Here is a 23,414-nt window from a genome sequence, read left to right as displayed (position 1 = left end):
CCTTTTTGTACATTTTGTTAAGATTCATCTTTGATTTCACTTTTTAATGAGTCAATACTTTCTAAACGTCTTTGATTTTTTGCTTCAATAGCAGCACGATCTTTTTCATTAGAAAGTTCCGCTGTTTCTTTTGCTTCATTAAAGTTATCAACTGTATTTTGCACCATTTCTTGTAACTTTTCAGCGTTGTCACTTCGATTATCTGGATTTGGCATGTACTTCCCTCCTAATATTGTATATACACACTATCTTAAATTACCTATCTTCCCTCAAATTTATACATAAAAAAGGAGAATGTAATATTCTCCTTTTCTTTAACCGTTATCAACAATCGGTTGTTTACCCGTTTGATCTTGCATTTGCTTTCCTTTATTGCCACCAGCTTTTTTTGATTGTGTTCCAATATGATTCGGTGCAAAGTCTTTTGAATTCTTTTTCGGATTACCCATTACTATCGCCTCCTTAACACTAGTATCGTACTAGTGTTAAGAATTATTCAGCTTGCTTAAAAAGTTTCATTTCATAACGTTTTTCAATACGTTCTTCAATACGATCGATTGCATCACGATCGCTTAATAATTGTTGTTTATTTTCTTTCACAAGTTCATCAAATGATTTACGGCGACTTCTTCTCATGCTGTTCACCCTCTCTCCTTCGCTTTCTTATTACATAGTATGAGCCAAGGAAAAACTCTTTAATCAGATTTGCAAGAAAATTTTATTTTTTAGTACTCCTAAAAAAATTCCGCGTACAATACATTGTACACGGAATTTTTTATACCATAATATTTAAATACTCTTTTAGCTTTTCATCTGCATTCATTTCACTTTGTTTATAATCACGCAGCGCTTGCAGTACAAAATCATACTGCTCTAAAATATAATTCTCTAATTTCAGGACATCCTCTAAGCTATTCAACATAATTCTCGTATTACCAACTTCGCTTTTTAACGCTGGTTCACAATTTAAACTCGTACATATTTCTTTCACATCATCTTCTAATATATCTGTTAATATGTATTTCTTTCGACCTTTTACTTTTACTCTCATAACTGGATAAAAGGCTTTTATATCTAAATAACTCCCTACGTTCATACAACGAAGCCATTCTACATTACGTTCATTGCGGGCAAGTATTCCTTTCACTGCTTCGTATACCGCAGGTTCATCAAGTTCATCATTTGGTACTTTCCGCTTCCCTTGTTCTTCAATAGATGCACATTTTTGATACACAGCTGCACACGTAATACAATCATCAAATGCATTATGTGAACTTAAACGAATTCCAAGCATTCGCTTTAACGTTTCAAGTTTATGATTAGGCGCGTGCTTCATATATTTCTTTGCTAAAAACACAGTATCAATTACTTTATTTTTAGGTTCCGGTAACCCAAGCATATTTACATTGCTTTTCAAAAAACGCATATCAAAATATGCATTATGAGCGACAATTACATTTGTATGTAAAAATGCTAAAAATAAAGGTAATACTTCTTCAATTGTCGGTGCATCTGAAACACGATAATTTGTAATACCTGTTAAACTCGTTATTCGGTCCGGAATTGACCGCTCTGGATTCACATAGGACACAAACTGATCTACTAATTCATGATTACGATATTTCACTGCTGCTACTTGAATAATTTTATCATTATAAGGGTTAAATCCTGTTGTTTCAAAATCAATTACAACATAATCTAACGGTAAGGATATATTCCCCACTCCAACCCCTCCTTATCTCTAAACGTTTATATTTCTTTTATCATAACATGCTGCTATCACTACGTGAAAAGGAAAAGGTAGGAATGATTAGATTCCATCCCTACCTTTTCACCATTATTTTAATTTAGCAATCCGTTTCTCCATCTCTTTTTGCGTCATCGGTCCAATAAACTTATCTTGAATGACACCTTTTGTATCTATAAAATACGAAGTTGGGATCGTAATTACTTTGTAGGCTGTTGTCACATCAATATTCTTGTCCAATAAAATAGGAAAAGTAATTCCTTTTTCCTTAGCAAAATTACTTACCTTTTCTACCCCCCCACCTTTTTCTGAAGGTGTATAATTTATCGCTAAAATTTCTACGTTTTCTTTATGTTCTTTATAGAAAGCCTCCATATCCGGCATTTCTTGTTGGCAAGGTCCACACCACGTTGCCCAAAAGTTTAAAATCACTTTCTTTCCTTTTAAATCTGATAGCTTTACATTCGTTCCATCTAACTTCGTTAATTCAAAGTCTGGCGCACTCTTCCCTATTTCAATACCATTACTTGCAATCATCTCTTTCATAGCAGCTTCACTTTGTTCTTGCTCCCCTTGTACCACCCGATCGTTTTTACCAAACTGTTCATAAGCTGCATATCCCGCTAAACAAAGTAACACTACAATAATCGTAAGCTTCCGCCACATTTTATATCACCCTAACGTGTTTGTCTTCTAACATATTCACCCAAATACTATATACCTTATTTTAGCTTATACGGACAAGCTTGGAAATATTCACAGTCGAAATAATTAGAATATTCTTATTTAAAGTGTATTTTTTTCCTTTTTATCATATAATTAGAAACACAAATAAAGTGTTGTTTATCTTCTTATGGGCCTATTCACCTTTTACTTCCGTAGTTATATAAACTTCAATAAAAGGGGGATTTTTTATGAATTCATTCGAAAAAATAACATTATATATTCTTAGTTTTCTTTTATACCCAATCGGTATTATTACATGGATCATTTCACTCTTTAGTAACGATCTTGAAAAAAAGAAAGTAGGGCGTATTTGTCTTTACATCGCTCTAGTCTCATTCGTCCTTTTCTTAATCCTTGGAATTGCAACTTTCCTTACGACTGCTATTTTTAACGTAGATCTAAATCATTCAGAATCTATCCAATATCAAATAAATGATGTTGAATAAAGATAAGGGCACTGCTCTTATCTTTATTCACATCTCTTTCAAAATGAATGACTATTTATTAATTTTTCAGGACTTCCACACGCAACAATACTTCCTTCCCTCATTATGACAACACGATCCGCTAGTATCACTTTCTCTACATCATGTGATGCCACAATTCTCGTTACATCTCTTCCTAATCCTTCAATCATATTCCAAACAGTTTCTTGATTACTCGGATCTAACCCCGCAGTCGGTTCATCTAAAATAATAAGATTCGGATTTGAACCAATTGCTCGTAATAATGCAAGACGTTTTCTTTCTCCTCCCGAAAACTCTTCTCCACTTTTATGTAGTACAGTTTGAATCCCCTTAGGTAAATCTCTAATTATCGGCTTCATATTTATAAGTTCAATATTTTTTTCTAACTCGTTTTCTAAATACTCCTCCCCGAAATATATATTCTCTTTTACGGTCGTCCGAAAGAAACGAGGTTCTTGCCACACTGTAGTCATTCTTGCCTTTTGACCATAATAAACAACGCTACCGTTAGATGGTTTATACAAACCTGTCATTAATTTTAAAAGCGTTGTTTTTCCTGCACCACTTTCTCCGACAATGATAACGAATTCACCAGGATTAATTTTTAAATCAATATTATTAATTCTACATTTCTCTTCTTCACTCTCCTGAAATGAAACATTTGTTATCGTCATCCCCATCGCTCTTTCTACATGACTATCTGCCACTCTTTTATCTAAAAAGAAAAAAACTCTATTTGCCGAAGCGACTGCAACTTGTGTCATCATTAGTAATTCGCCCACGTAACGGACTGGGAAAAAGAGCATTTCAATTGTAGCTAACACTGCAACAAGTGATCCAACTTCCATTTCCCCCTTCATTATTTTTTGTGCGCCTACAATGATAACAACGATATATGCTCCTGTTTCAATAACTGTTCCAACCACTCCAATGCAGTGTTGCATCATCGTCTTCTTTACTTCTGTTTTATAAGATTTCGCCGTTACTCCTTTAAATAAGCGAATAGCCCATTTTTCTTTTTGCAAACTACGTAAATCTTCTGCACCTTTTACAAACTGTGAAACCATCTCTACAACACTTGATTGATTTTTTTGAGCAAGACTTGCAATATTTCTTACCTTTTTGCCTATAATCATTGGAACAACTGCACTTAGAAATAAAAACGGAGTAATCCACCAGATGAACTGTGTATCTATATGTTGCAGTGCTATGATCGCACCGATAAATTGCGCAATAGCGTGTATATATTCTATTAATATAGAACCATATAACCTGACCCAGTTCGGAATATCAGATACGACTAAAGTTTCTAACTCTCCTTGTTTGATTTTCTCACTCTCTTCAAACGGTAATAGAAAAAAATGGCGCAATACATCTATACGCTTCTCTCGTAATATTCGCTGACTTGCTTTTGAGCTTACATAATCGAATGAAAGATTGTTTATCCACATCATAAAGCGGCTACCCGCAAACAATGCGATGTACAAATACGCACCTTTTAATTCCCGTTGAATAAGGTTATCTACAATTAGCCCCATAAATAGTGGACGGTATAAATTTAAAATAGCTGCAAAAAAACCACTGCATACAGCTGCTATTACTAATATTTTTTCTTTCTGTAACGGTAACAATATTCTTTTATATTCTTTCATGACGTTTCCTCCATTTTTTATAGTAAAAAGAAAAGGATGAAACCAAATGGTTTCATCCCTTTTCATAAAATAAGGAAGCTAACAGTTGTTAGCTTCCTTATCGTTCATTTCAATTATTTAGTTCGACACTTTAGACTCTTCAATTTTCTCACGAAGAACCATTTGCAGAATACCACCGTGACGGTAGTAGTCAATTTCAACTTCACTATCGAAACGAGCTACTACTTCAAATTGTTTTTCATTGCCATCTGCATCAGTTGCAACTACTTTTACAAGATCGCGTGGTCTAACTGTTTTGTCGATTTGAATTTCAAATGACTCGTTACCAACAAGACCTAATGTTTCAGCGCTTTCGCCATCTTTAAATTGTAGTGGTAATACGCCCATTAATACTAAGTTACTACGGTGGATACGCTCGAAGCTTTCTGCGATTACTGCTTTAATACCTAATAAGTTTGTACCTTTCGCAGCCCAGTCACGAGAACTTCCCATACCGTAATCTTTACCTGCAACAACTAGAAGGCCTGTGCCATCTTCTTTATATTTCATAGCAGCATCATAGATTGATGTTACTTCACCAGTTGGCCAATATGTTGTATATCCACCTTCTGTTCCTGGTGCGATTTGGTTTTTAATACGAATGTTCGCGAATGTACCACGCATCATAACTTCATGGTTACCACGACGAGAACCGTAAGAGTTGAAGTCAACTGGTTGTACGCCGTTCTCTAATAAGTAACGTCCAGCTGGTGTGTGCTTACCGATTGAACCTGCTGGTGAAATATGGTCTGTCGTTACAGAATCACCAAATTTACCAACTACGCGTAAGCCTGATAACGTTTCAACTTCACCTGGCTCTTTAGATAATCCTTCAAAGAACGGTGGGTTTTGAATGTATGTTGAATCATTATCCCAAGTATATAAAGCTTCGTTTGAAGTTTGGATTTCATTCCAACGCTCATTGCTGTTAAATACTTGTGCATATTCTTTCTTGAACAGTTCAGATGTAACAACGTTTTGAACTACATCTTCAATTTCTTTAGCTGATGGCCAAATATCGTTGAAGTAAACAGCTTTGCCATTTGCATCTTTACCGATTTCATCATTTTTCAGGTCAATATCAACAGTACCTGCAAGTGCATATGCCACAACAAGTGGTGGTGATGCTAAATAGTTTGCTTTTACAAGCGGGTGAATACGACCTTCAAAGTTACGGTTACCAGATAAAACAGATGTTACTAATAAATCGTTTGCTGCGATTGCTTCTTCTAATTCCTCTGCTAGTGGACCAGAGTTACCGATACAAGTCGTACAGCCGTAACCAACTGTTTGGAAACCTAATTGATCTAAATATGTTGTTAAACCTGATTTATCTAAGTACTCAGTAACAACTTTAGATCCTGGTGCTAATGATGTTTTTACGTACTCAGGTACTACAAGCCCTTTTTCAATTGCTTTCTTCGCAACTAGTCCTGCCCCAATTAATACGTATGGGTTTGATGTATTTGTACAGCTTGTAATTGCAGCGATTGCAATTGCACCTGTTTTCATCGTTACTTCTTTATCTTCTAATGTAACCTTCACTTCTTTATCGAACTCTTGCTCATTAAATCCAAGTCCTTGTGTTCCAACTGGTGCTACAACAGCTTTGTGGAACGCATCTTTCATATCTGAAAGTGGAATTAAATCTTGTGGGCGTTTTGGTCCAGAAAGGTTAGATTCAATTGTATTTAAATCAATTTCAACAAGATCAGTGTAAATTGGATCTTTGCTGTCTGCTGTATAGAATAAGCCGTTCGCTTTACAATATTCTTCAACAACGCGAATTTGTTCTTCATCTCTACCTGTTAAACGTAAGTATTCTAATGAAATATCGTCAATTGGGAAGAATCCACAAGTTGCACCGTATTCTGGTGCCATGTTTGAAATTGTTGCACGGTCAGCTAAAGGCATGCTCTTTAGTCCATTACCGAAGAACTCAACGAATTTACCAACTACACCTTTTTGACGTAATACTTGTGTTACTTTTAATGCAACGTCAGTTGCTGTAGTACCACTTGGAAGTGTACCAGTTAATTTCACACCGATTACTTCAGGTACTGGGAAGTATGAAGGCTGTCCAAGCATTCCTGCTTCTGCTTCAATACCACCAACGCCCCATCCAAGAACGCCGATACCGTTAATCATTGTTGTATGTGAGTCTGTTCCAACTAATGAATCTGGGTATGCAACTAAGTCTCCTTCAGCATTTTTCACAGCATGAACGACTGGTGCTAAATATTCAAGGTTTACTTGGTGTACAATACCTGTAGCTGGTGGAACTGCACGATAGTTATCAAATGATTTTTGTGCCCAGCTTAAAAATTTATAACGTTCTTCATTACGTTTAAACTCTAAGTCCATGTTGAATGCAAGCGCGTCTGCCGTACCCGCTCTATCAACCTGTACAGAGTGGTCAATTACAAGGTCTACAGTAATTTCTGGATTAATTTTATCAGGATCCCCACCCATGTCTGCCATTGCTTTACGAAGCGAAGCCAAATCTACAACAGCTGGAACACCAGTGAAATCTTGTAAAATTACACGAGATGGTTTAAATGGAACATCGATATCTTGCACATCTTTCGTTCCCCATTTCGCTAAATTTGTAACATGCTCTTCTGTAATTACACGTCCATCTACTTGACGAAGTACTGATTCAAGTAAAACTTTCACGGAATATGGTAATTGAGATACGTTGCCAACCCCTGCGTTTTCAAGCGCTTTCAAATCATAATAATGATACGTTTTTCCATCTACTTCAAAAGTTGCACGTGATTGAAATGGATTATGTTTGACCATTATGTTTCCCCCCTGTTAAACGTGACTAAGTTGTCTGAATATAAAATGTAGACAAACTTTTCAATACCTTACGATAATATCTTATTACAACTTTCTAAATAAGTAAATAATAAGAAACTTATAGATTATCATAAGTTTTCTTTATGTTTCTAAATTTGAATAGCTTTCATGCTCCTTATGAATACTATTACCATAAAGTAAAGTGCTTTATTAGCGGTTTACTTACAGTTCATACATACTATGAACTGCTCATCATTCAACATACAAAAAATATTATAGAGGTGAAATAAAATGGGTAAACGAAAAGCAAATCATACTATTTCAGGAATGAATGCTGCATCCGCACAAGGACAAGGTGCTGGTTATAACGAAGAGTTTGCAAATGAAAACTTAACTGCTGCAGAACGACAAAATAATAAGAAACGCAAAAAGAACCAGTAACAAAAAATCCCAAAAGGAACATTCACCTTTTGGGATTTTTTCTAATGTTTATAACGTAACAATTCCGAAACCGTTACAAATCGATAGCCCTGCTTTTTCAGTTCAGGTAAAATTTTTGCTAACGCTGCTACTGTTTGACTACGATTATTTCCTCCATCATGTAACAATACGATATCTCCACTTTTAGCATTTTTCACTACATGATTTACAATGGATTCAACCCCTGGATTTGCCCAATCACGTGGATCTTGATGCCACGACCATAGAACAGTTTGATAACCAGCTTCTTTCGCTGTTTTAAACACAGCATCGTTAATATATCCACCAGGTGGACGGAAGAGTAAAGGTTCTTTCACCCATTTTTTGAAAAATTTCTTTCCATCTAAAATATCATTTTCTAATTTTTCATCTGATGAATTACTCGCATACAAATGGTTCATCGTATGATTTCCAATTTCATGTCCCTCTTTTAACACTTGTTTCACTAAATATGGATTACGCTGAACTCGAAATCCAATCATAAAAAATGTCGCTTCTGCTTTATATTGGCGTAATAAATTTAAAATTTGTGGTGTATAAGTTGGATCCGGCCCATCATCAAATGTAATAGCAATAATCTTTTCATTATTAGGTACTTCCCATGTTACATAGCCAGTTGGTTCTAGCTCTTTTCTGAGCAACATTTTCGCTTCCACTTTTTCAACTTGAAATATATGTACTGCGCATAATAAAGAAAAAACGAGTAGAAAAATTTTCTGTTTTCGCATAATATTCGTTAAAGTAATGAGGTTGTCGAATACACAACAACCTCATTTACTTTTCTAATTGATCTACATGCTGCATAATATTTTGAAGGTTATTTTCGTATTGCTCAAGTTGTGGGCGTTGTGTTTCCGAAGCTACTTCTAGTGCATTTTGAATCTGTTCATACGCTTCCTGAACCTCTTGGCGTAATTCTTTTAAATCATGACCGTAGTTTGGATCATTTTTTACAATGTTGTTAAATGCATTTTCTGCTTGTGTAACGCCTTGCTGAGCTGCTTGAAACGCTTGTTGTTTATCTTTATGATATGGCATTATACAATCCCCTTTCCATAATAGTTAGTCCCAATTATCTTTACCTTTTTTTCTAAAAACATTCTCGTATAAATTTGCAAACTTCTCTCATTCTAAAGAGAAAGAGGAGGTGTCATATACAATGGGAAAAAACAATCGTGAAGCAAAAGAAAAAAAGGGACAACCTGAACCGTTAAGCGGATCTCATAAAGTAAAAAACCGTAACCATTCACGCCAAAAACATCATGCGCATCATGATATGTAAAACAAAAGGTGCACACTAGCTACCTTTTCCACATACAATATTTATATTTTTCCATTTATTCTTCACCCCTACTTCATTCATGCATAACATAGTATGAATTGAGATTTTATGGAGGGTGTCTTACATGGGCAAGAAAAAGAAGGATTGTCTTTTTCATGTTGATGGTTTCGAAGAATGGATGGATCAGTTTTGTTCTGATTCTTGTAGCAACTTTAGTTTCCCAAATCAAATTCATATTGACCTTTGTGAAACGGAACAAGAATACATTTTGGAAACAGATGTACCAAATGTGACAGAACAAAATGTAGTCATTAAAAAGATGAAGACAGGCCTAAACATTTGCATACTTCATAAAAATATTTCTTTGCAGAGGATCATTCCTTTACCCGATAATATTATTTATAAGAAGATGCTAGCCTGCTTAGAGAATGGATATTTAGCCATTCATATTTCCAAAAATGAAGTAGCTGATAAACATGAAAAGCAAGTTCTTTTTTCAAATTAAGAGTTAATATAATACAAACATAAGCCCCAGTTGGTAACTGGGGCTTATGTTATTTCGCATGTACTTTCATATTAGAATTTCCATCATATCTTTTTTTCAATAAACCTTTCGTAACTAACAGAACTGGAAACGCTACAGTTGAAAATATAGCTAGCGCTGAAAATACTACAAATCCATTTTGGTACCCGTAATAATCGAGAAGTACTCCCCCAAACCATGGACCAATTACTGCTCCAATTCCTGAAAACCCCATTGCTCCAAAATATGTGCCTTTTAAATGTGAAACAGCTATATCATCTATAAATACGTCCGTCATTGAAAACATGAGAACTTCTCCAATTGTAAAAACAATTGTACACATGGCAGCACCTAGCATAGATTCTACTACTCCAAACCCAAACAATCCTCCGCTCACAAATAAAGTTCCCACCATAATGGATACTAACGGTGTATACTTTTTACACATTTGAATAACAGGGTATTGAATTGCGACTACAACAATCGCATTTAAAGCTAACATATATGAAAATAATTTCACTCCATCCTGGAATATATGCGCATTTGCAAAATATTGTGATACCGTCGTCGTTAAGTGAGAAAAACCACAATTACTCAAAATAATACCAACTAACGCAACTAAAAATACGACATCCTTTCGCAAAATGCGAATTGCATTTAACATCGTGACAGGCTTTTCTATATTTACTTTCTTTTTTTCAATTGGATACCTCTTAAATTGGAATGCTAATATAGCTGTATATAGAATATATACTCCCGCTGCTACTAAAAAAGGAATTGTAGATTTTGCGCTTCCGATTTGTAATCCGACAAGTGGCCCAATCGCTACTCCAACATTGATTGCACCGTAACGCAAATTATATACGAGTAAACGATACTCTGGTTTCGTTAAATCTGATAATAATGCTCTTGACGTCGGTTCAAAAAAGGACCTACATAATCCATTCAAAGCATTTAATAAAAAGAAACTTAAAACATGATCTGCAAGTGAAAATCCTATGAATACAAACACCCAAACGATCATGGACCATATTAGAATCATATTTCGACCGAATCGATCAGATAAATTCCCTCCGATAAAACTGGCAAACACTCCAACAAGTGCACTCGTTCCAATAATAGCACCCGTCATTCCAGCTGATACGCCTTTAACAGTCGTTAAATAAACTGCTAAAAAAGGAATACTCATTGACGTGGCGAACCTCGCAAATAAAGTCCCTATTATAATTGTCATTCCTAACGGATGAATATTTTGTAACTTCCCCTTCATCTTAAAAACCTACTCTCCCTGTTATCACATAAAAAAAGAAAGCAAAGGATCTGCTTTCTTTTCCCTTTTTATACTTGAGCTGTTGATACTCGAGCTGTTCTCGTTATATCCATATCTATGCCATATGTAAACTGTAATTCTTTACAAACATCTTTAATTAAAATTGCTACATTATACTTTTCATTAAATTGTAAAACGATGTTTTCTACTTCTTCATATGTATACTTATATTCCCCTGTAATAACACTTTTTAGATCAAAGCATTCATTTATACAAAGTTGTACAAGTAACTGGTCATATTTCTCGATTACATCTTCTTTCTTCCACATTACCTCTTTTACATATAACCGATCAAACTTCACACTTTCACGGTTACAATCCGTTAAAATCCGGGTCATTTCGTTTAATTCTCGATACAATTCAGAAATATTTTTGCTTAAACTAAGCAGTTTATCTACGCCGTTTTCATACAACATATTCATTCCACCCCCGCATTTTCTTTTTCTTATTATAGCAAGAAAATTCTAAAAATAGTTTCTTTCTTCTGAAATATTAGGAAACTAATTTCAATTGCTTTACAATGAAACTAGTTAATACGAGAGGAGAAAGAAAATTGGAGCACAAATTATATTACACTGACGCTTATAAGCAAGACTTTACTACTAAAGTTATAAAGCAAGATTATGATAAAGACGGTAACTTATACGTTGTTTTAAATGAAACGGCATTTTATCCAACAGGTGGCGGGCAGCCCCATGATACTGGAACTTTAAATGGCATTACTGTATTTGGTGTTGAAGAAGTCAACGAAGAAATCCGCCACTTCATTACAGAACAATTACATACAGAAGAAGTAGAAGGTAAAATCAATTGGGAGCGCCGTTTTGATCACATGCAACAACATGCGGCTCAGCATATTTTATCTGCTTCTTTTAGGGATCATTTTAACATACCTACGATTGGATTCCATCTTGGTAGAGAAACGGTAACAATCGATTTAGAAACAGAAAATCTGCATACAGAAACAGTTGAAAAAGCAGTACAAATTGCAAACAATATAGTTTTTGAAAACCATCCAATCCGTATAGAGTGGATGGACTTAGAAGAAGCGAAAACATTACCTCTTCGTAAAGAACCGAATATGACAGAAAATATACGCGTTGTTATGATCGAAAACTTTGATTATAACGGCTGCGGCGGAACACACCCGAAACGTACTGGTGAAGTAGGTCCTATTCAAGCTCTTAGCTGGGAACGCAATAAAGGTAGCATACGACTAACGTTTATCGCTGGCTGGCGCACACTTAAATTAATAGGGCAACAACAACAAATTATGAAGGATGTTTCCAAACAATTAAACAGTAGCGAGAGTGATATTCCAGCAAAAGTAGCACAACTGCTTACTTCTCAAAAAGAAAACGAAAAAACAATACAAACAATGAATGAAAAATTATTATATGCAGAGGCAAATGAACTACTTCAACAGCCTGCCGAAATACATGCTAGCATACTTATTTCTAAAGTGTTTACAAATCGTTCTATGCAAGAAATCTCAAAACTATCCGCTATTATTACAGAACAACAAGAACATGCCATTACATATTTCATTATTGAAAACGAGGACAAATTACAATGTATTCTTGCTTGCGGAAAAACGGTCACGCTTGATATGAATGCTCTTTTAAAAGATGCACTTCCTGCCATTGAAGGAAAGGGTGGCGGAAATAAAAAAAGTGCTCGTGGTGGCGGGAAAGCGATTATGACTGGGGATGAGTTTTTAAATCAACTTGTTTCTTCTTTACAGTCAGCAGTGTAAAGCATGTTATGAAGGATAGCGAACGGCTATCCTTCCACTATATTTACAGACCTATATTTTGTTTCAAACCTTGATAACTCCCTGCATTTACAAAACCTTCACTTATAAGATTGATAAAAGTTTCCGAAAAACCATAATGACTTAAATCTTTAATTGGCACCATTTGCACATCATGAATCGGATTATGATCAAACTCGTTAGAAGGTAGCATAATTTCACTTTCAATCCTTTTAAGCAAAAACGTTATATGCAATAAAGACGGGCGAGCATCTGGTTTATCACAAACATAGAGTAGCTTCTGAATGTTAACTTCTAACCCTGTCTCTTCTCTCATTTCTCAAATCATTGCTTCCTCTAACGTTTCGCCATTCTCTGCTCTTCCTCCAGGTAAAGACCAATTTCGATTAGCAACTTTTTGCTTTACTAGCAATACCTTTTCATCTTCAATTAAAATTCCTGTAACACGAACTTGCATTACATTTTCCATATGCAATCTCCTCTTCCCATTATATTTACAAATTAATCCTTCCCTAAAAAGAACGTATGTTTTATAATTGAAGAAAATTATGGAAGAAAGAAGTTGTTACATTTATGCGTCCACCTCTAACAAAGTCTATATCACTTGAAGATTTCCAAAACTATTATTGGTTAAAAGAAGAACTTCAAATATTTTGTCGTGAACATGATTTGCCAGCTAGCGGCTCTAAGATTGAAATAACCGAGCGTATCTCACATTATTTACATACTGGTAAAATATTGAAAAACAGCTCTGGTCAAAAGGTGAGTAAAGCTTCCCTCTCTTATAAAGACCTTTCTCTTCAAACGATTATTACTAAAAATCACCGCTGTAGCGAAGATGTTCGTGCCTTTTTCAAAGAAAAAATCGGAGCAAACTTCCGCTTTACAGTAGCTCTTCAAAAGTTTTTTAAAGAGAATGTTGGAAAAACATATGAAGATGCGATAACGTTTTGGTATGAAGAAAACGAACGAAAAAAAGATCCTACTTATAAAACAACTATCAGCTCGCAGTTTGAATACAATCGCTTTACTCGCGACTTTTTCGAAGATCCAAATAACAAAGGGAAATCAAAAGCTGATGCAATCGCCGCTTGGAATGAAATAAAAGCAAAGCCTGGTAGCAACGCTTATATTCCTCAAAGAGTAGAAAACTAGTTCCTTTCTAGTCTTCTACTTTCTCAAATAATAAAGCAAGCCCTATTCCGCCCCCAATTCCTAACGTTGCAATTCCGTATTTCATATGCTCTCTTTGCGCCTGATAAAACAAGCGCGTTACAAGCATAGCTCCAGATGCACCGTACGGATGACCGAGTGCAATTGCACCACCATTTACATTTAATTTCTCGTACGGAATTTGTAACTCCTTTGCACAAGCTACAACTTTTGAAGCAAATGCTTCATTTATTTCAAAATAATCAATGTCCTCTACCTTTACATTCATTTCGTTTAATAATTTATTCACCGCAAATATCGGACCAGTTCCCGGAAGATTTGGATCCACTCCAACTACAGCACTGCGAACAAAACGAAGAACAGGCTTGTATCCTAATTTTCGAGCTTGCCGCTCTTCCATTACAAGAACGGCACATGCCCCATCATTTACACCGCATGAATTACCTGCCGTTACTGTACCATTTTGTAAAAATGCGGGTTTTGTTCTTTTAATGATTCGTTCATAATTCATTTCTGGCTTTATAGATTCATCTAATAATCCATTAAAAGACAATATTTCATCATGTATATATCCTTTTTCTAATGCTTGCAGTGTTCGTTTATAACTAATGCAAGTGTACTCGTCTTGCATTTCTCTCGTGATGTTATAACGTTCTGCAACATATTCAGCCGCTACTCCCATATCAGGATCGCCAATTGTTTCTGGTGAAAATCGCGCCCTATTTTGAAAAGGTGACGTACTTGTACTCTCTACTCCTCCTGCAATATAACAATTACCTGCTCCGCCTTGAATGAAATGACATGCGGTGCGAATCGCTTCCAATCCGGCACCACATTGCCGGTCAATCGTTACACCCGGAATATGATAGCCAAGTCCTGCTTCTAAAGCAGATAATCTCGCAATATTCCCTCCTGGTCCAACAACATTCCCTAATATAACATCGTCTATTTCTCTCTCAATTCCTTTACTTAAAAATGTAAGAAGCGGTGCTGATAATTGCTGAACTTCATAGTCTTTTAACATCCCATTCTTCTTACCAATAGGTGTCCTTTTCGCTTCTACAATAATCGCTCTATTCATATATCTTCTCCTGGTTTTCAAGCATATGTTTTGCTGCAATACGAGCGATTTTCCCGCTATTTGTATACGGTATTTCATCTACAAAATGCCATTCTTTCGGTATTTTAAACGAGGATAATCGTTGTAAGCAAAAACTCTTTAATTGTTGCCTCGTAGCACTTCCTTTTACGATGGCGACAGGTTTTTCACCCCAGTAACTATCTTTCACACCAACTACAACTATTTCATCAACGGCTGGATGTTCATGTAATACACTTTCTATTTCTTCTGGGAAAATATTAATTCCTCCAAATAAAATCATATTCTTCTCTCTACCGACAATATAAATAAAGCCTTCTTCATCTTCATAACCTACATCTCGCACTGTCATCCAGCCATCTGCAGTCAACTCTGGAACTAAAACCTTATCCAATATGTATCCCATAAAAAACTGATCACTTTTCACATAAACAGTTCCTATATCACCTTTCTGTACTTCTTTTCCTGCCTCATTACATATTCGAACTTGCACATTGTGACAAGGTTTCCCTACTGAATTAGGCCTTCTTTCGCTCTCTTCGTCAACTAATGCTGTTACAAAACTTAGTTCCGATGCACCGTAAAACTCATATTTTTGCGCATAAGGAAACATACTCTTTATTTTTTCTTTCGCCTCAGCTTCCCATTTCGCTCCTGACGAAATAATTTTCATTTCATTTCCTGTTACCCTTTTTTCTTTATATAAAGATTCTAGCATTGTCGGAACTGTATACATGACCGAAATACGTTCCATTTCTAACTTATCCAGCACTTGATTTGGAATGAACTTTCTCATAATATGCACCGTTTGCCCTCCATATAATGCACTTATTGCACCGTATAAAAAAAGAGAATGAACGAGCGTCCCAGCTATTAAAATAGAATCTTCTTTTTTCATATGAAAGTCATGTATATTGCAATCGAAACTATGAACCCACGATTGTTGTGCACGTAAAAATGCTTTTGCCTTCCCAGTTGATCCTGATGTAAATCCCATATAAAAAGGAGCATTTTGTACATTTTCTATAGAGGAATATGTAGGAAGGTATTTCTCTATCATCCTTTTCCACTCATCAATTTCAACTACTCTTCCTTCTTCATCCGGTAAATCATTGATCTTGTATCGCTCTGCCACAATCATATCCGGATTACTGATTGCAATTCTGTCTTTGAGCTCATCCTGTTTCCACTTTATATCTAATGGTACACAAACCCATCCGGCCATAGCAGCACCAGCGAATAGTTGTAAAAACTCTATACGATTTTCTAATACAATTACTATCGTTTTATTCTTCGATTCTATTTCATTCAACCAGCTTGCTACTTTACACACTGACTCAAACCACTCTTTATATGTTAAAACTCGATCATTTTCCTTTATCGCTATTTTATTTGGTTGTAAAGAGGCATGCTTTTTATATTCTTTTGTAATCCCCATTTGAGACGTCCTTTCTTTACAAAATAATAAAAAGAAACACGTAATGAACGTGTTTCTTCTCTTTCTTATCCCGCATTTGTATATTTCCCACTCTTTAGAGCAGGTGTAATAATATGTTTCAATGAACGATGTAATTTCGTTACAAGAATCGCTGCTATAATCGCTTTTATACAATCACCTGGTAAAAATACGACACTTACTTTCATTGTCTGCCATATAGAAATATCCATCACGAAAGCTTGTACAATAATACCAAATACATAAACTACGAAAATACCACCAATTAAATTAATGCATAATACTTTTATAATAGAAACTTCACGTAAACGCTCAATTAAATAACCAATGACAAACGCTCCAACGATATAACCAAGTAAATATCCTGCACTTGGCCCAACAAATACACCAAAGCCACCTCGTCCACCAGCAAGTAATGGTGCTCCAACTCCTACAATAAGTAAGAAAATAAGCTGACTTATTGCACCAAGACGTGATCCTAACAGTCCACCAGCAAGCATAACACCAAGTGATTGTAATGTAATTGGAACTGGTGTAATAGAAAGAGCAATTGGGGGTATTAACCCTAGTACTCCCATAATAGAACTAAATAAAGCGACGAAAACTAAGTTTTTTGTATTCATATTTGCTTCTCCTATTTGTAAACTTAAAATAATTTTTAGATAACATATTATAGGAGTTATATTATCTTTCTACCCACCCTTTGTCAACTCGTTTTTATAATTGGTTTACAAATATAAATTCAATTATTTCTCTTTATGCAAATGCTCAAGTTCTTTCCGAAGCGCTTGTTTTAAAAACTTCCCAACAGATGTTTTCGGTATTTCTTCCATAAATACAATATCATCTGGTAACCACCACTTCGCAAACTGTGGTTTTAAAAACTCATATATTTCTTCTTTTGTTACTGTACTATTTTTCTTTTGAACAACGCAGGCAACCGGTCGCTCTTGCCACTGCGGATGAGGTACAGCAACGACAGCCGCTTCAAATATAGCATCATGTGCCATTAAAGCATTTTCAAGGTCAACTGAGGAAATCCATTCTCCACCGCTTTTAATAACATCTTTCGTACGGTCAACGATTTTCACGCAGCCTTCCTCATCAACCGTAACGACGTCTCCTGTATATAACCAGCCATCACGAAAGCCTTCAACAGTACGATCATCGTTATAATATCTTTCAGCGATCCATGGTGCTCGTAAACATAGTTCTCCCATCTCCGTACCATCCCACTTTACTTCACCATTTGTACCGACTACTTTCATCTCTACACCAGGTACAAGATATCCTTGTTTTGATCGGATTTCTAATTGCTCTTCATACGATAATTCTGTTTCATAACTTTTTAAACGTGCAAGTGTTACGAGTGGACTCGTTTCCGTCATCCCATATGCATGTATAAAAGGAACATTGTGTTTCTGTTCAAATGCTTTAATAACACTTTTCGGTGCAGCTGCACCACCGCATAGTATTCTCGTCATACTAGATAAATCGTAACTATTATTTTCTAACTCTTGTAATACACCGAGCCAAATTGTCGGCACACCGGCAGCTAACGTCACTTTTTCTGCTTGAATCATTTCTAATAAAATTTTGGGCGTAAACATTGGTCCTGGCAGAACTTGTTTTGACCCAAACCAAGTAGCTGCGAAAGGAAGTCCCCAAGCGTTCACATGGAACATCGGTACAATCGCCATTGCCGCATCACTTTCCGATAAAGCAGCTGTATCCGCTAAACCGAGTGCCATACAATGCAAAACAGTACTACGATGCGTATATACAACACCTTTTGGATTTCCTGTAGTCGCTGACGTATAACACATACCAGCAGGTGTATTTTCATCAATATCTTTTACAAATTGGAAATTTGGATCGCCTTCTTCTAATAGCTTTTCATAATGATATACAGGCTGAAGTGTAGTTTTTGGAAGTTCATCTTTATCTGTCATAATAATGTAGGCTTGTACAGTTGATAATTGTGATTGAATTTTTTCAACGAGTGGTACGAGATCTTCATCGATAAGTAGAATTCGATCTTCTGCATGCTGAATAATATATGAAATATGTTGAGGAGATAAACGAATATTAATTGTGTGTAAAACGGAAGCAATACCAGGAATAGCAAAATACGCTTCCACATGTCGATGATGATTCCACGCTAACGTTCCTATACGCTCGCCTTCTTTAATTCCTAACTTTTTCAACGCACTGGAAAGCCTTCTCGTCCTTTTACCTAACTGCTTATACGTTAATGTCGTAACTGTATCATGTGTCCGTGAAACAATTTCTTTCTTTGAAAACAGTTTTTCTGCTCTTTCCATCATAGAACTAATTGTTAGCGGTACATTCATCATCATATTGGTTATATCCCCCTTTAAAGCGTTTTCATTTTTTGTTTATTATAACAGACTTCTACAAATAATTACGATATTTTTCTGTATTTTCTGAATTATTCCTTTGGAAATAATTCAGAAAATACTAAGAGAAAACATACTAAAATTCCTTCTTACGATATATAAATACCGAAATAACAAAAGAAAAGATATATATGATAACACCAAATATCATATATAAAATTGAAACGTATAAAGATGAATTTACATTTGATATTGGAAATTGTTCTATTAGATAGCCAATTACACTTTGTAGTCCAAAATACATAACAAGCCCCCCGCATGCGCCTCCAATTGTAATAGCATCAGATTTTTCTGCTCCAAAAACATAGAGGAGTGGATAGGCTATTGCTCCGGCATTAAGAATGATGAACGTCCCTAAAGAAACACTCTTAAATATATCATCATCAATTGGTGTATTTGAAACGAAACCATGTACATAAAATATGCCATACGATAATAAAGTACCAATAATTACAACTAAAAAATAGAATAGGTAGTGACTTTGCACAATGTTATTTCTAGTAACCGGTAAAGTAAGTACATATTTTTCATAACCTGACTTACTCTCATATTTAATAACTTCAAGTGCAGGAATCGCAGCAAATAAGATAATGAACGTAGCAATTAAACGATACATTGAAGCATCACCAAAATAAAAAACAAATCCGGCTCCCAATATCGCTATTCCCATGAACATAAAGAAAGTTCGATACACTAGATAATAGTTCGTCAATAATAAACCTCTCATTTATTTTTCACTCCTCGTTATTAAGACACTCATTTCTTCTATCGAGATGGTTCTATGAGCAATACCACTTGGTAATTTATGCACATCTGATACGAGTACATTGAAATAAGAACCATGGTCTCTCTTTACCACAACTATATCTTTGTTGATTAAAGCTAGTTGTTCCACGTCAACATCTACAATGGCGTAACTGTCTAAAACCTTATCTTTTTCTTCGTTCAATAAAATTTCTCCATCTTTTATAATGATAAGGTGGCTAGCTACTTTTTCTACATCACTCATAATATGAGAAGAAAGTAATATACCACCGTTACTTTTACTCACAAAACTTTTTAATTCCTCTAACACACCCTCCCTAGATGAAGGATCAAGACCTCCCGTTGCCTCATCTAGGATTAATAATCTGGCATTATGCGACAGTGCAACAGCTATAGTTAGTTTCATTGACATCCCACGCGAAAATTTACCTACTTTCTCATTAGTAGGTAAAGAGAAAGTATTTACTAATCTATAAAAATTATCTTGGTCCCAAGATTCAAACATCTTTTCAAAAACCTTATTTAGTTGCTTTATTGTAAGATGAGCCGGTAGATTCATAGCATCAAATACGACTCCTATCTTTTCCTTAATCTTGGCATCTTTATTTATATTTTCTTCACCGAATATTTTTACTGTACCGCTCTCTTTAGAAATTAATTGTAATACTGTTTTAAAGGTGGTTGATTTCCCAGCCCCATTGTCACCAATGAATCCAACAATTGATCCAGACGGCACATTGAAGGAAACATCTCTTAAAACAACTTTGTTTCCAAATGATTTACTCAAGTTTTTAATTTCTAGAAGATTTGACATCATTACACTCCTATCTTAACTTTTCATAAAAGTATGTTTTCTCCTATTAAAAATTATCCACTTTTTCTCTCACTTTCTTTTTCAATTTGAAAATAAAACGATTACTGTACTCTTTATTTTCTACTAAAATTCGATACATCTCCCACACTCCTACAACACGAACAAAAAGATAAACTCCAATAGCAATAAGTACAACACAGTAAGGGTAATACTGCACTAATTCCCCTGAAGTGATATGTTTTTTCTCAAACAAAAACGGTATCGCTCCTGCAGCTATAAAACAAAATCCAACAATCATCACTGCCGCATACTTCTTCTTAATAGTCGCATATCTTTTTGTCAATTCTTTTAGAAAATTTTGATCAAATAATAGTTCTTCCTTTGTCAATACATTGTATCGACTCTCTTCTATCGTTACAGGTACCATCATCGCTCCAATTCCAAGGACAGCAATGATAATAACAAGAAATGTCGACATTGTTGCACTTTCCTTAAATAGTAAATACGGTATTGTCGATAAAATGAGCAAGCTAAATCCTAACGCGATATATTTAGAAATTTTTTGTCCATACACTATATACCCTTCTGCCATTTCCTTACTTACGTAATAGCCATCCACATTTTCATTACTTTGCTCAGCTGTTTCTTTTAATAAATAGTCGAGTGATACTTCAAATACATTTCCAATCATTATTAACTTTTCAGTTTCAGGAAAACCTTGAGCGTTTTCCCATTTACTAACCGCTTGCCTTGTCGTGTTTAATTTCTCAGCTAATGCTTCTTGAGAAAGGCCCTTTTCCTTTCTTAATTTAAAAAGCTTTTCACCAAATCCCATATGTGTGTCCCCCTTTGTTTTCTTAACTAAATTGTATGTAAGCATTGCCCTTATCTCTATCTTTCTGCGGTTGCACTTTGTCAACTTACGGTTGCGATTGTGTTATATAGCGGTTTTATATACTATTTAGCTATTTTCCTTATATGATTGTGACGTTAATAAAACAAACTCTCCTAATAACCAATTATAACAATTATAGGTAATCATTGTTATAAAAAACCAAAAACTCCCTTATTCATTTAAAGGAGTTTTTAATATGAAGCATTCCAAGAGGAGCTGTTTTTTCTTCCTCCTATTACCTCACAATTTCTTCTATATATTTTTATGTGTCATATAACGAACTATGTACAGCATATGTTTTCATCTCTTTATCTGAGGCCTACTCATATATATGTAAAATATTACTCTTATTAACTTCCCTAATAAAACTACTTCTCAATAATCATAACGGCTTCTGCTTAAACTTTTCGTAATGTCGTACTTTTAATAAAAGAATATTCCCGCAATCTGTACAAATATAAGCATCTACTGGTGAAGATGTGAACATCGTCTCCTTTTTCCGTATTTGTGCATAACCGACAAACTCCCCTTCTCCTATGTTATGAGAACCACAATTAGAGCATGTCTGCACGTCTTTCTGTTTCATGAGAGCACCACCTTTAATCTGTTTCTACTCCCTTCGACAGTTCACTTCCATTTCCCTTCCAAAAAACCTCTTATTCTCTTACATTTCAACAGGAATCTCAGAACAAACATCGTATATGTACTATGAAATATATTTATTGACGGGGGAATCTTATGAGTACAGTTACGACAGTCAATACAGCACAAGAAATTGAAAACGCAGAAATACATATGCTTTCTTCTAGATTAGCGCTACTGCAAGCAATACGCGACAACCCGATGCAAGTACAAATGAAAAAATTCGGGAGTGCCACTGCCTTTTCATCCAAAGTAATTGCTGGTCCTGCTTTTAACACAGTAAAAGGCGTTACCTTTACAAATACAGATGAGATAGATGCGATTATCTCTTATTATCACTCACTACAAATCCCTTGCCGTTTTGAAATTACACCAGCGCAAGGTACAGCTGAACTATTTCAATACTTATCTCAAAAAGGATTTTACCACTCTAGCTTCCATACTGCTTTATATAGTAAACCAAAAGAAGGTCCATCTCTTCTTCCTTCTAACATTTCAGTACGCACACTAAAAGAAAATGAGTTTGATATTTTTGCAGATATATATGTACGTGGTTTTAACATGCCATCCTTTACAAAAGATGGCGTGCGCCAAAATAACGAAATTCTTTATAATAAACCAGGATGGCATTTTTTCATAGCTGAAATTCAAAACACTCCTGCTAGTATAGGAGTACTCTATATAAATAATGGTGTTGCTTCATTAGCTGCTTCTACTACTTTGCCAGAATTTCAGCGTAAAGGCTGTCATACTACATTAATTCAAAAAAGAATTGAGACAGCTATTGAATCCAATTGTCATTTAATAGTTGGGCAAGCAAGGTTTGGTAGCAGCAGTCAAAATAATATGGAACGTGCCCATATGAAAATCGCTTATACAAAATCAATCTGGACCGCAAAAGACATGTAATTAACATTCTTTCTCTTCTCATTACAACTTTATACACTTTATGACAATTCCTTTTCAACTCTATTAATCATTTGAATATTCAAACTAAATTTGTTACGCTATTACTAGATACATCATTCAACTTGCAATATGAAAAGAGAATTCTAATCAAACTACAAGGAGGAAAAATGTATGAGTAAGCATGATCATGGTTTAAAAGAAAAAGTAGAAGGTGCCATTGATAAGGTAAAAGGTGAAGTAAAAGAAGTTGTCGGGAAAGTAACTGACAATAAAAAATTACAAGCTGAAGGAAAATGGGATAAAGTAAAAGGCACTGCTAAAGATACTGTGGGTAATGTAAAAGAAAAAGTTCATGAATATAAAGAGAATAAATAAAAGTACGAAAATGTATGGTTGTGCAAGTAGTAAGTTAATAGAGA

Annotated in this window: 27 protein-coding genes and 1 pseudogene; 8 read left to right on the top strand and 20 right to left on the bottom strand. The window is 35.1% G+C overall.

The features are described 5' to 3' along the window. Nucleotides 1–17: 17 nt before the first annotated feature. From tlp to DN390_RS16560, 5 genes are all read right to left on the bottom strand, one after another. On the bottom strand, nucleotides 18–215 hold the full coding sequence (gene tlp, locus DN390_RS16585; protein WP_001133511.1) for a small acid-soluble spore protein Tlp: 198 nt from the start codon (nucleotides 213–215) through the stop codon (nucleotides 18–20). A 99-nt stretch (nucleotides 216–314) separates the two neighbouring features. Further along, the gene (gene sspN / locus DN390_RS16580; protein ID WP_000527987.1) at nucleotides 315–449 is read right to left on the bottom strand and encodes an acid-soluble spore protein SspN; all 135 of its coding nucleotides are present in this window, start codon (nucleotides 447–449) and stop codon (nucleotides 315–317) included. A 43-nt stretch (nucleotides 450–492) separates the two neighbouring features. Next, nucleotides 493–636: an FbpB family small basic protein gene (locus tag DN390_RS16575; RefSeq protein ID WP_001254697.1), complete on the bottom strand. Its 144-nt coding sequence runs from the start codon at nucleotides 634–636 to the stop codon at nucleotides 493–495. Nucleotides 637–775: 139 nt separating this feature from the next. Further along, nucleotides 776–1,723, bottom strand: coding sequence for a 3'-5' exonuclease (locus tag DN390_RS16570; protein ID WP_147807855.1), 948 nt, complete (start codon nucleotides 1,721–1,723; stop codon nucleotides 776–778). A gap of 114 nt (nucleotides 1,724–1,837) precedes the next feature. Continuing rightward, nucleotides 1,838–2,413 (bottom strand): TlpA family protein disulfide reductase, encoded by a 576-nt coding sequence (locus DN390_RS16560; protein WP_060631827.1) that lies wholly within the window; start codon nucleotides 2,411–2,413, stop codon nucleotides 1,838–1,840. 248 nt (nucleotides 2,414–2,661) lie between these two features. Between DN390_RS16560 and DN390_RS16555 the strand changes: the two genes are divergently transcribed. Then, nucleotides 2,662–2,919: a hypothetical protein gene (locus tag DN390_RS16555; protein ID WP_060631828.1), complete on the top strand. Its 258-nt coding sequence runs from the start codon at nucleotides 2,662–2,664 to the stop codon at nucleotides 2,917–2,919. Between the two features lie 38 nt (nucleotides 2,920–2,957). Here the strand turns inward: DN390_RS16555 and DN390_RS16550 are convergent, their stop codons facing one another. Continuing rightward, nucleotides 2,958–4,592, bottom strand: coding sequence for an ABC transporter ATP-binding protein (locus tag DN390_RS16550; RefSeq protein WP_147807853.1), 1,635 nt, complete (start codon nucleotides 4,590–4,592; stop codon nucleotides 2,958–2,960). 117 nt (nucleotides 4,593–4,709) lie between these two features. Next, nucleotides 4,710–7,433, bottom strand: coding sequence for an aconitate hydratase AcnA (gene acnA, locus DN390_RS16545; protein ID WP_060631830.1), 2,724 nt, complete (start codon nucleotides 7,431–7,433; stop codon nucleotides 4,710–4,712). A 291-nt stretch (nucleotides 7,434–7,724) separates the two neighbouring features. On the opposite strand from acnA, the gene sspO reads away from it, so the two are divergent. After that, the gene (gene sspO / locus DN390_RS16540) at nucleotides 7,725–7,874 is read left to right on the top strand and encodes an acid-soluble spore protein SspO (protein ID WP_000518051.1); all 150 of its coding nucleotides are present in this window, start codon (nucleotides 7,725–7,727) and stop codon (nucleotides 7,872–7,874) included. 41 nt (nucleotides 7,875–7,915) lie between these two features. Here sspO and pdaB read toward each other — a convergent pair whose 3' ends face one another. Next, nucleotides 7,916–8,641 carry a polysaccharide deacetylase family sporulation protein PdaB gene (gene pdaB, locus DN390_RS16535; RefSeq protein WP_147807852.1) on the bottom strand — a complete coding sequence of 242 codons (726 nt, stop codon included), beginning with the start codon at nucleotides 8,639–8,641 and terminating at the stop codon, nucleotides 7,916–7,918. A 46-nt stretch (nucleotides 8,642–8,687) separates the two neighbouring features. Continuing rightward, nucleotides 8,688–8,951 carry a hypothetical protein gene (locus DN390_RS16530; protein ID WP_001146294.1) on the bottom strand — a complete coding sequence of 88 codons (264 nt, stop codon included), beginning with the start codon at nucleotides 8,949–8,951 and terminating at the stop codon, nucleotides 8,688–8,690. 121 nt (nucleotides 8,952–9,072) lie between these two features. Between DN390_RS16530 and DN390_RS16525 the strand changes: the two genes are divergently transcribed. Next, complete coding sequence (locus tag DN390_RS16525) at nucleotides 9,073–9,195, top strand: small acid-soluble spore protein P (protein ID WP_000517649.1); 123 nt, start codon at nucleotides 9,073–9,075, stop codon at nucleotides 9,193–9,195. 124 nt (nucleotides 9,196–9,319) lie between these two features. Further along, nucleotides 9,320–9,700, top strand: a complete 381-nt coding sequence (locus DN390_RS16520) for an Hsp20/alpha crystallin family protein (protein WP_000516744.1) — start codon at nucleotides 9,320–9,322, stop codon at nucleotides 9,698–9,700. A 49-nt stretch (nucleotides 9,701–9,749) separates the two neighbouring features. Here DN390_RS16520 and DN390_RS16515 read toward each other — a convergent pair whose 3' ends face one another. Together DN390_RS16515 and DN390_RS16510 are read right to left on the bottom strand one after the other, a co-directional pair. Next, a complete protein-coding gene (locus tag DN390_RS16515; RefSeq protein WP_147807851.1) occupies nucleotides 9,750–10,988 on the bottom strand; it encodes an MDR family MFS transporter in 1,239 nt (412 codons plus the stop codon). A gap of 68 nt (nucleotides 10,989–11,056) precedes the next feature. Further along, nucleotides 11,057–11,464 carry a hypothetical protein gene (locus DN390_RS16510; protein ID WP_000965145.1) on the bottom strand — a complete coding sequence of 136 codons (408 nt, stop codon included), beginning with the start codon at nucleotides 11,462–11,464 and terminating at the stop codon, nucleotides 11,057–11,059. Nucleotides 11,465–11,601: 137 nt separating this feature from the next. On the opposite strand from DN390_RS16510, the gene DN390_RS16505 reads away from it, so the two are divergent. Continuing rightward, on the top strand, nucleotides 11,602–12,804 hold the full coding sequence (locus DN390_RS16505) for an alanyl-tRNA editing protein (RefSeq protein WP_147807850.1): 1,203 nt from the start codon (nucleotides 11,602–11,604) through the stop codon (nucleotides 12,802–12,804). Nucleotides 12,805–12,847: 43 nt separating this feature from the next. Here the strand turns inward: DN390_RS16505 and DN390_RS16500 are convergent. Continuing rightward, nucleotides 12,848–13,291 (bottom strand): annotated as a pseudogene (locus tag DN390_RS16500) (NUDIX hydrolase). A gap of 104 nt (nucleotides 13,292–13,395) precedes the next feature. On the opposite strand from DN390_RS16500, the gene DN390_RS16495 reads away from it, so the two are divergent. Further along, nucleotides 13,396–13,977 carry a DUF6434 domain-containing protein gene (locus tag DN390_RS16495; protein WP_060631835.1) on the top strand — a complete coding sequence of 194 codons (582 nt, stop codon included), beginning with the start codon at nucleotides 13,396–13,398 and terminating at the stop codon, nucleotides 13,975–13,977. 7 nt (nucleotides 13,978–13,984) lie between these two features. Here DN390_RS16495 and DN390_RS16490 read toward each other — a convergent pair whose 3' ends face one another. From DN390_RS16490 to DN390_RS16455, 8 genes are all read right to left on the bottom strand, one after another. Beyond that, the gene (locus DN390_RS16490) at nucleotides 13,985–15,076 is read right to left on the bottom strand and encodes an acetyl-CoA C-acyltransferase (protein ID WP_147807849.1); all 1,092 of its coding nucleotides are present in this window, start codon (nucleotides 15,074–15,076) and stop codon (nucleotides 13,985–13,987) included. Next, nucleotides 15,069–16,532: an acyl-CoA synthetase gene (locus DN390_RS16485; protein ID WP_147807848.1), complete on the bottom strand. Its 1,464-nt coding sequence runs from the start codon at nucleotides 16,530–16,532 to the stop codon at nucleotides 15,069–15,071. Before DN390_RS16485 ends, DN390_RS16490 begins: the two co-directional genes overlap by 8 nt. A gap of 65 nt (nucleotides 16,533–16,597) precedes the next feature. Beyond that, on the bottom strand, nucleotides 16,598–17,173 hold the full coding sequence (locus tag DN390_RS16480; RefSeq protein WP_147807847.1) for a biotin transporter BioY: 576 nt from the start codon (nucleotides 17,171–17,173) through the stop codon (nucleotides 16,598–16,600). 123 nt (nucleotides 17,174–17,296) lie between these two features. Continuing rightward, on the bottom strand, nucleotides 17,297–18,910 hold the full coding sequence (locus tag DN390_RS16475; protein ID WP_147807846.1) for a long-chain fatty acid--CoA ligase: 1,614 nt from the start codon (nucleotides 18,908–18,910) through the stop codon (nucleotides 17,297–17,299). A 136-nt stretch (nucleotides 18,911–19,046) separates the two neighbouring features. Next, nucleotides 19,047–19,697 (bottom strand): ABC-2 transporter permease, encoded by a 651-nt coding sequence (locus DN390_RS16470; RefSeq protein ID WP_147807845.1) that lies wholly within the window; start codon nucleotides 19,695–19,697, stop codon nucleotides 19,047–19,049. Next, nucleotides 19,698–20,549 carry an ABC transporter ATP-binding protein gene (locus DN390_RS16465; RefSeq protein WP_147807844.1) on the bottom strand — a complete coding sequence of 284 codons (852 nt, stop codon included), beginning with the start codon at nucleotides 20,547–20,549 and terminating at the stop codon, nucleotides 19,698–19,700. It abuts the gene before it with no gap. A gap of 46 nt (nucleotides 20,550–20,595) precedes the next feature. Then, nucleotides 20,596–21,384: a helix-turn-helix domain-containing protein gene (locus DN390_RS16460; RefSeq protein ID WP_060631842.1), complete on the bottom strand. Its 789-nt coding sequence runs from the start codon at nucleotides 21,382–21,384 to the stop codon at nucleotides 20,596–20,598. A 442-nt stretch (nucleotides 21,385–21,826) separates the two neighbouring features. Then, nucleotides 21,827–22,030, bottom strand: coding sequence for a hypothetical protein (locus DN390_RS16455; RefSeq protein ID WP_000810206.1), 204 nt, complete (start codon nucleotides 22,028–22,030; stop codon nucleotides 21,827–21,829). A 152-nt stretch (nucleotides 22,031–22,182) separates the two neighbouring features. Between DN390_RS16455 and DN390_RS16450 the strand changes: the two genes are divergently transcribed. Both DN390_RS16450 and DN390_RS16445 read left to right on the top strand, forming a co-directional pair. Beyond that, a complete protein-coding gene (locus DN390_RS16450; RefSeq protein ID WP_147807843.1) occupies nucleotides 22,183–22,995 on the top strand; it encodes a GNAT family N-acetyltransferase in 813 nt (270 codons plus the stop codon). A gap of 171 nt (nucleotides 22,996–23,166) precedes the next feature. Next, nucleotides 23,167–23,370 (top strand): CsbD family protein, encoded by a 204-nt coding sequence (locus tag DN390_RS16445; RefSeq protein WP_147807842.1) that lies wholly within the window; start codon nucleotides 23,167–23,169, stop codon nucleotides 23,368–23,370. The last annotated feature ends 44 nt before the right edge of the window (nucleotides 23,371–23,414 follow it).

It is taken from the genome of Bacillus sp. SH7-1, from assembly GCF_008042405.1.
Classification (GTDB): Bacteria; Bacillota; Bacilli; order Bacillales; family Bacillaceae_G; genus Bacillus_A; species Bacillus_A thuringiensis_N.
The sequence above is the reverse complement of the archived record's forward strand: the minus strand, read 5'-3'. Positions and strand labels throughout refer to the sequence as shown.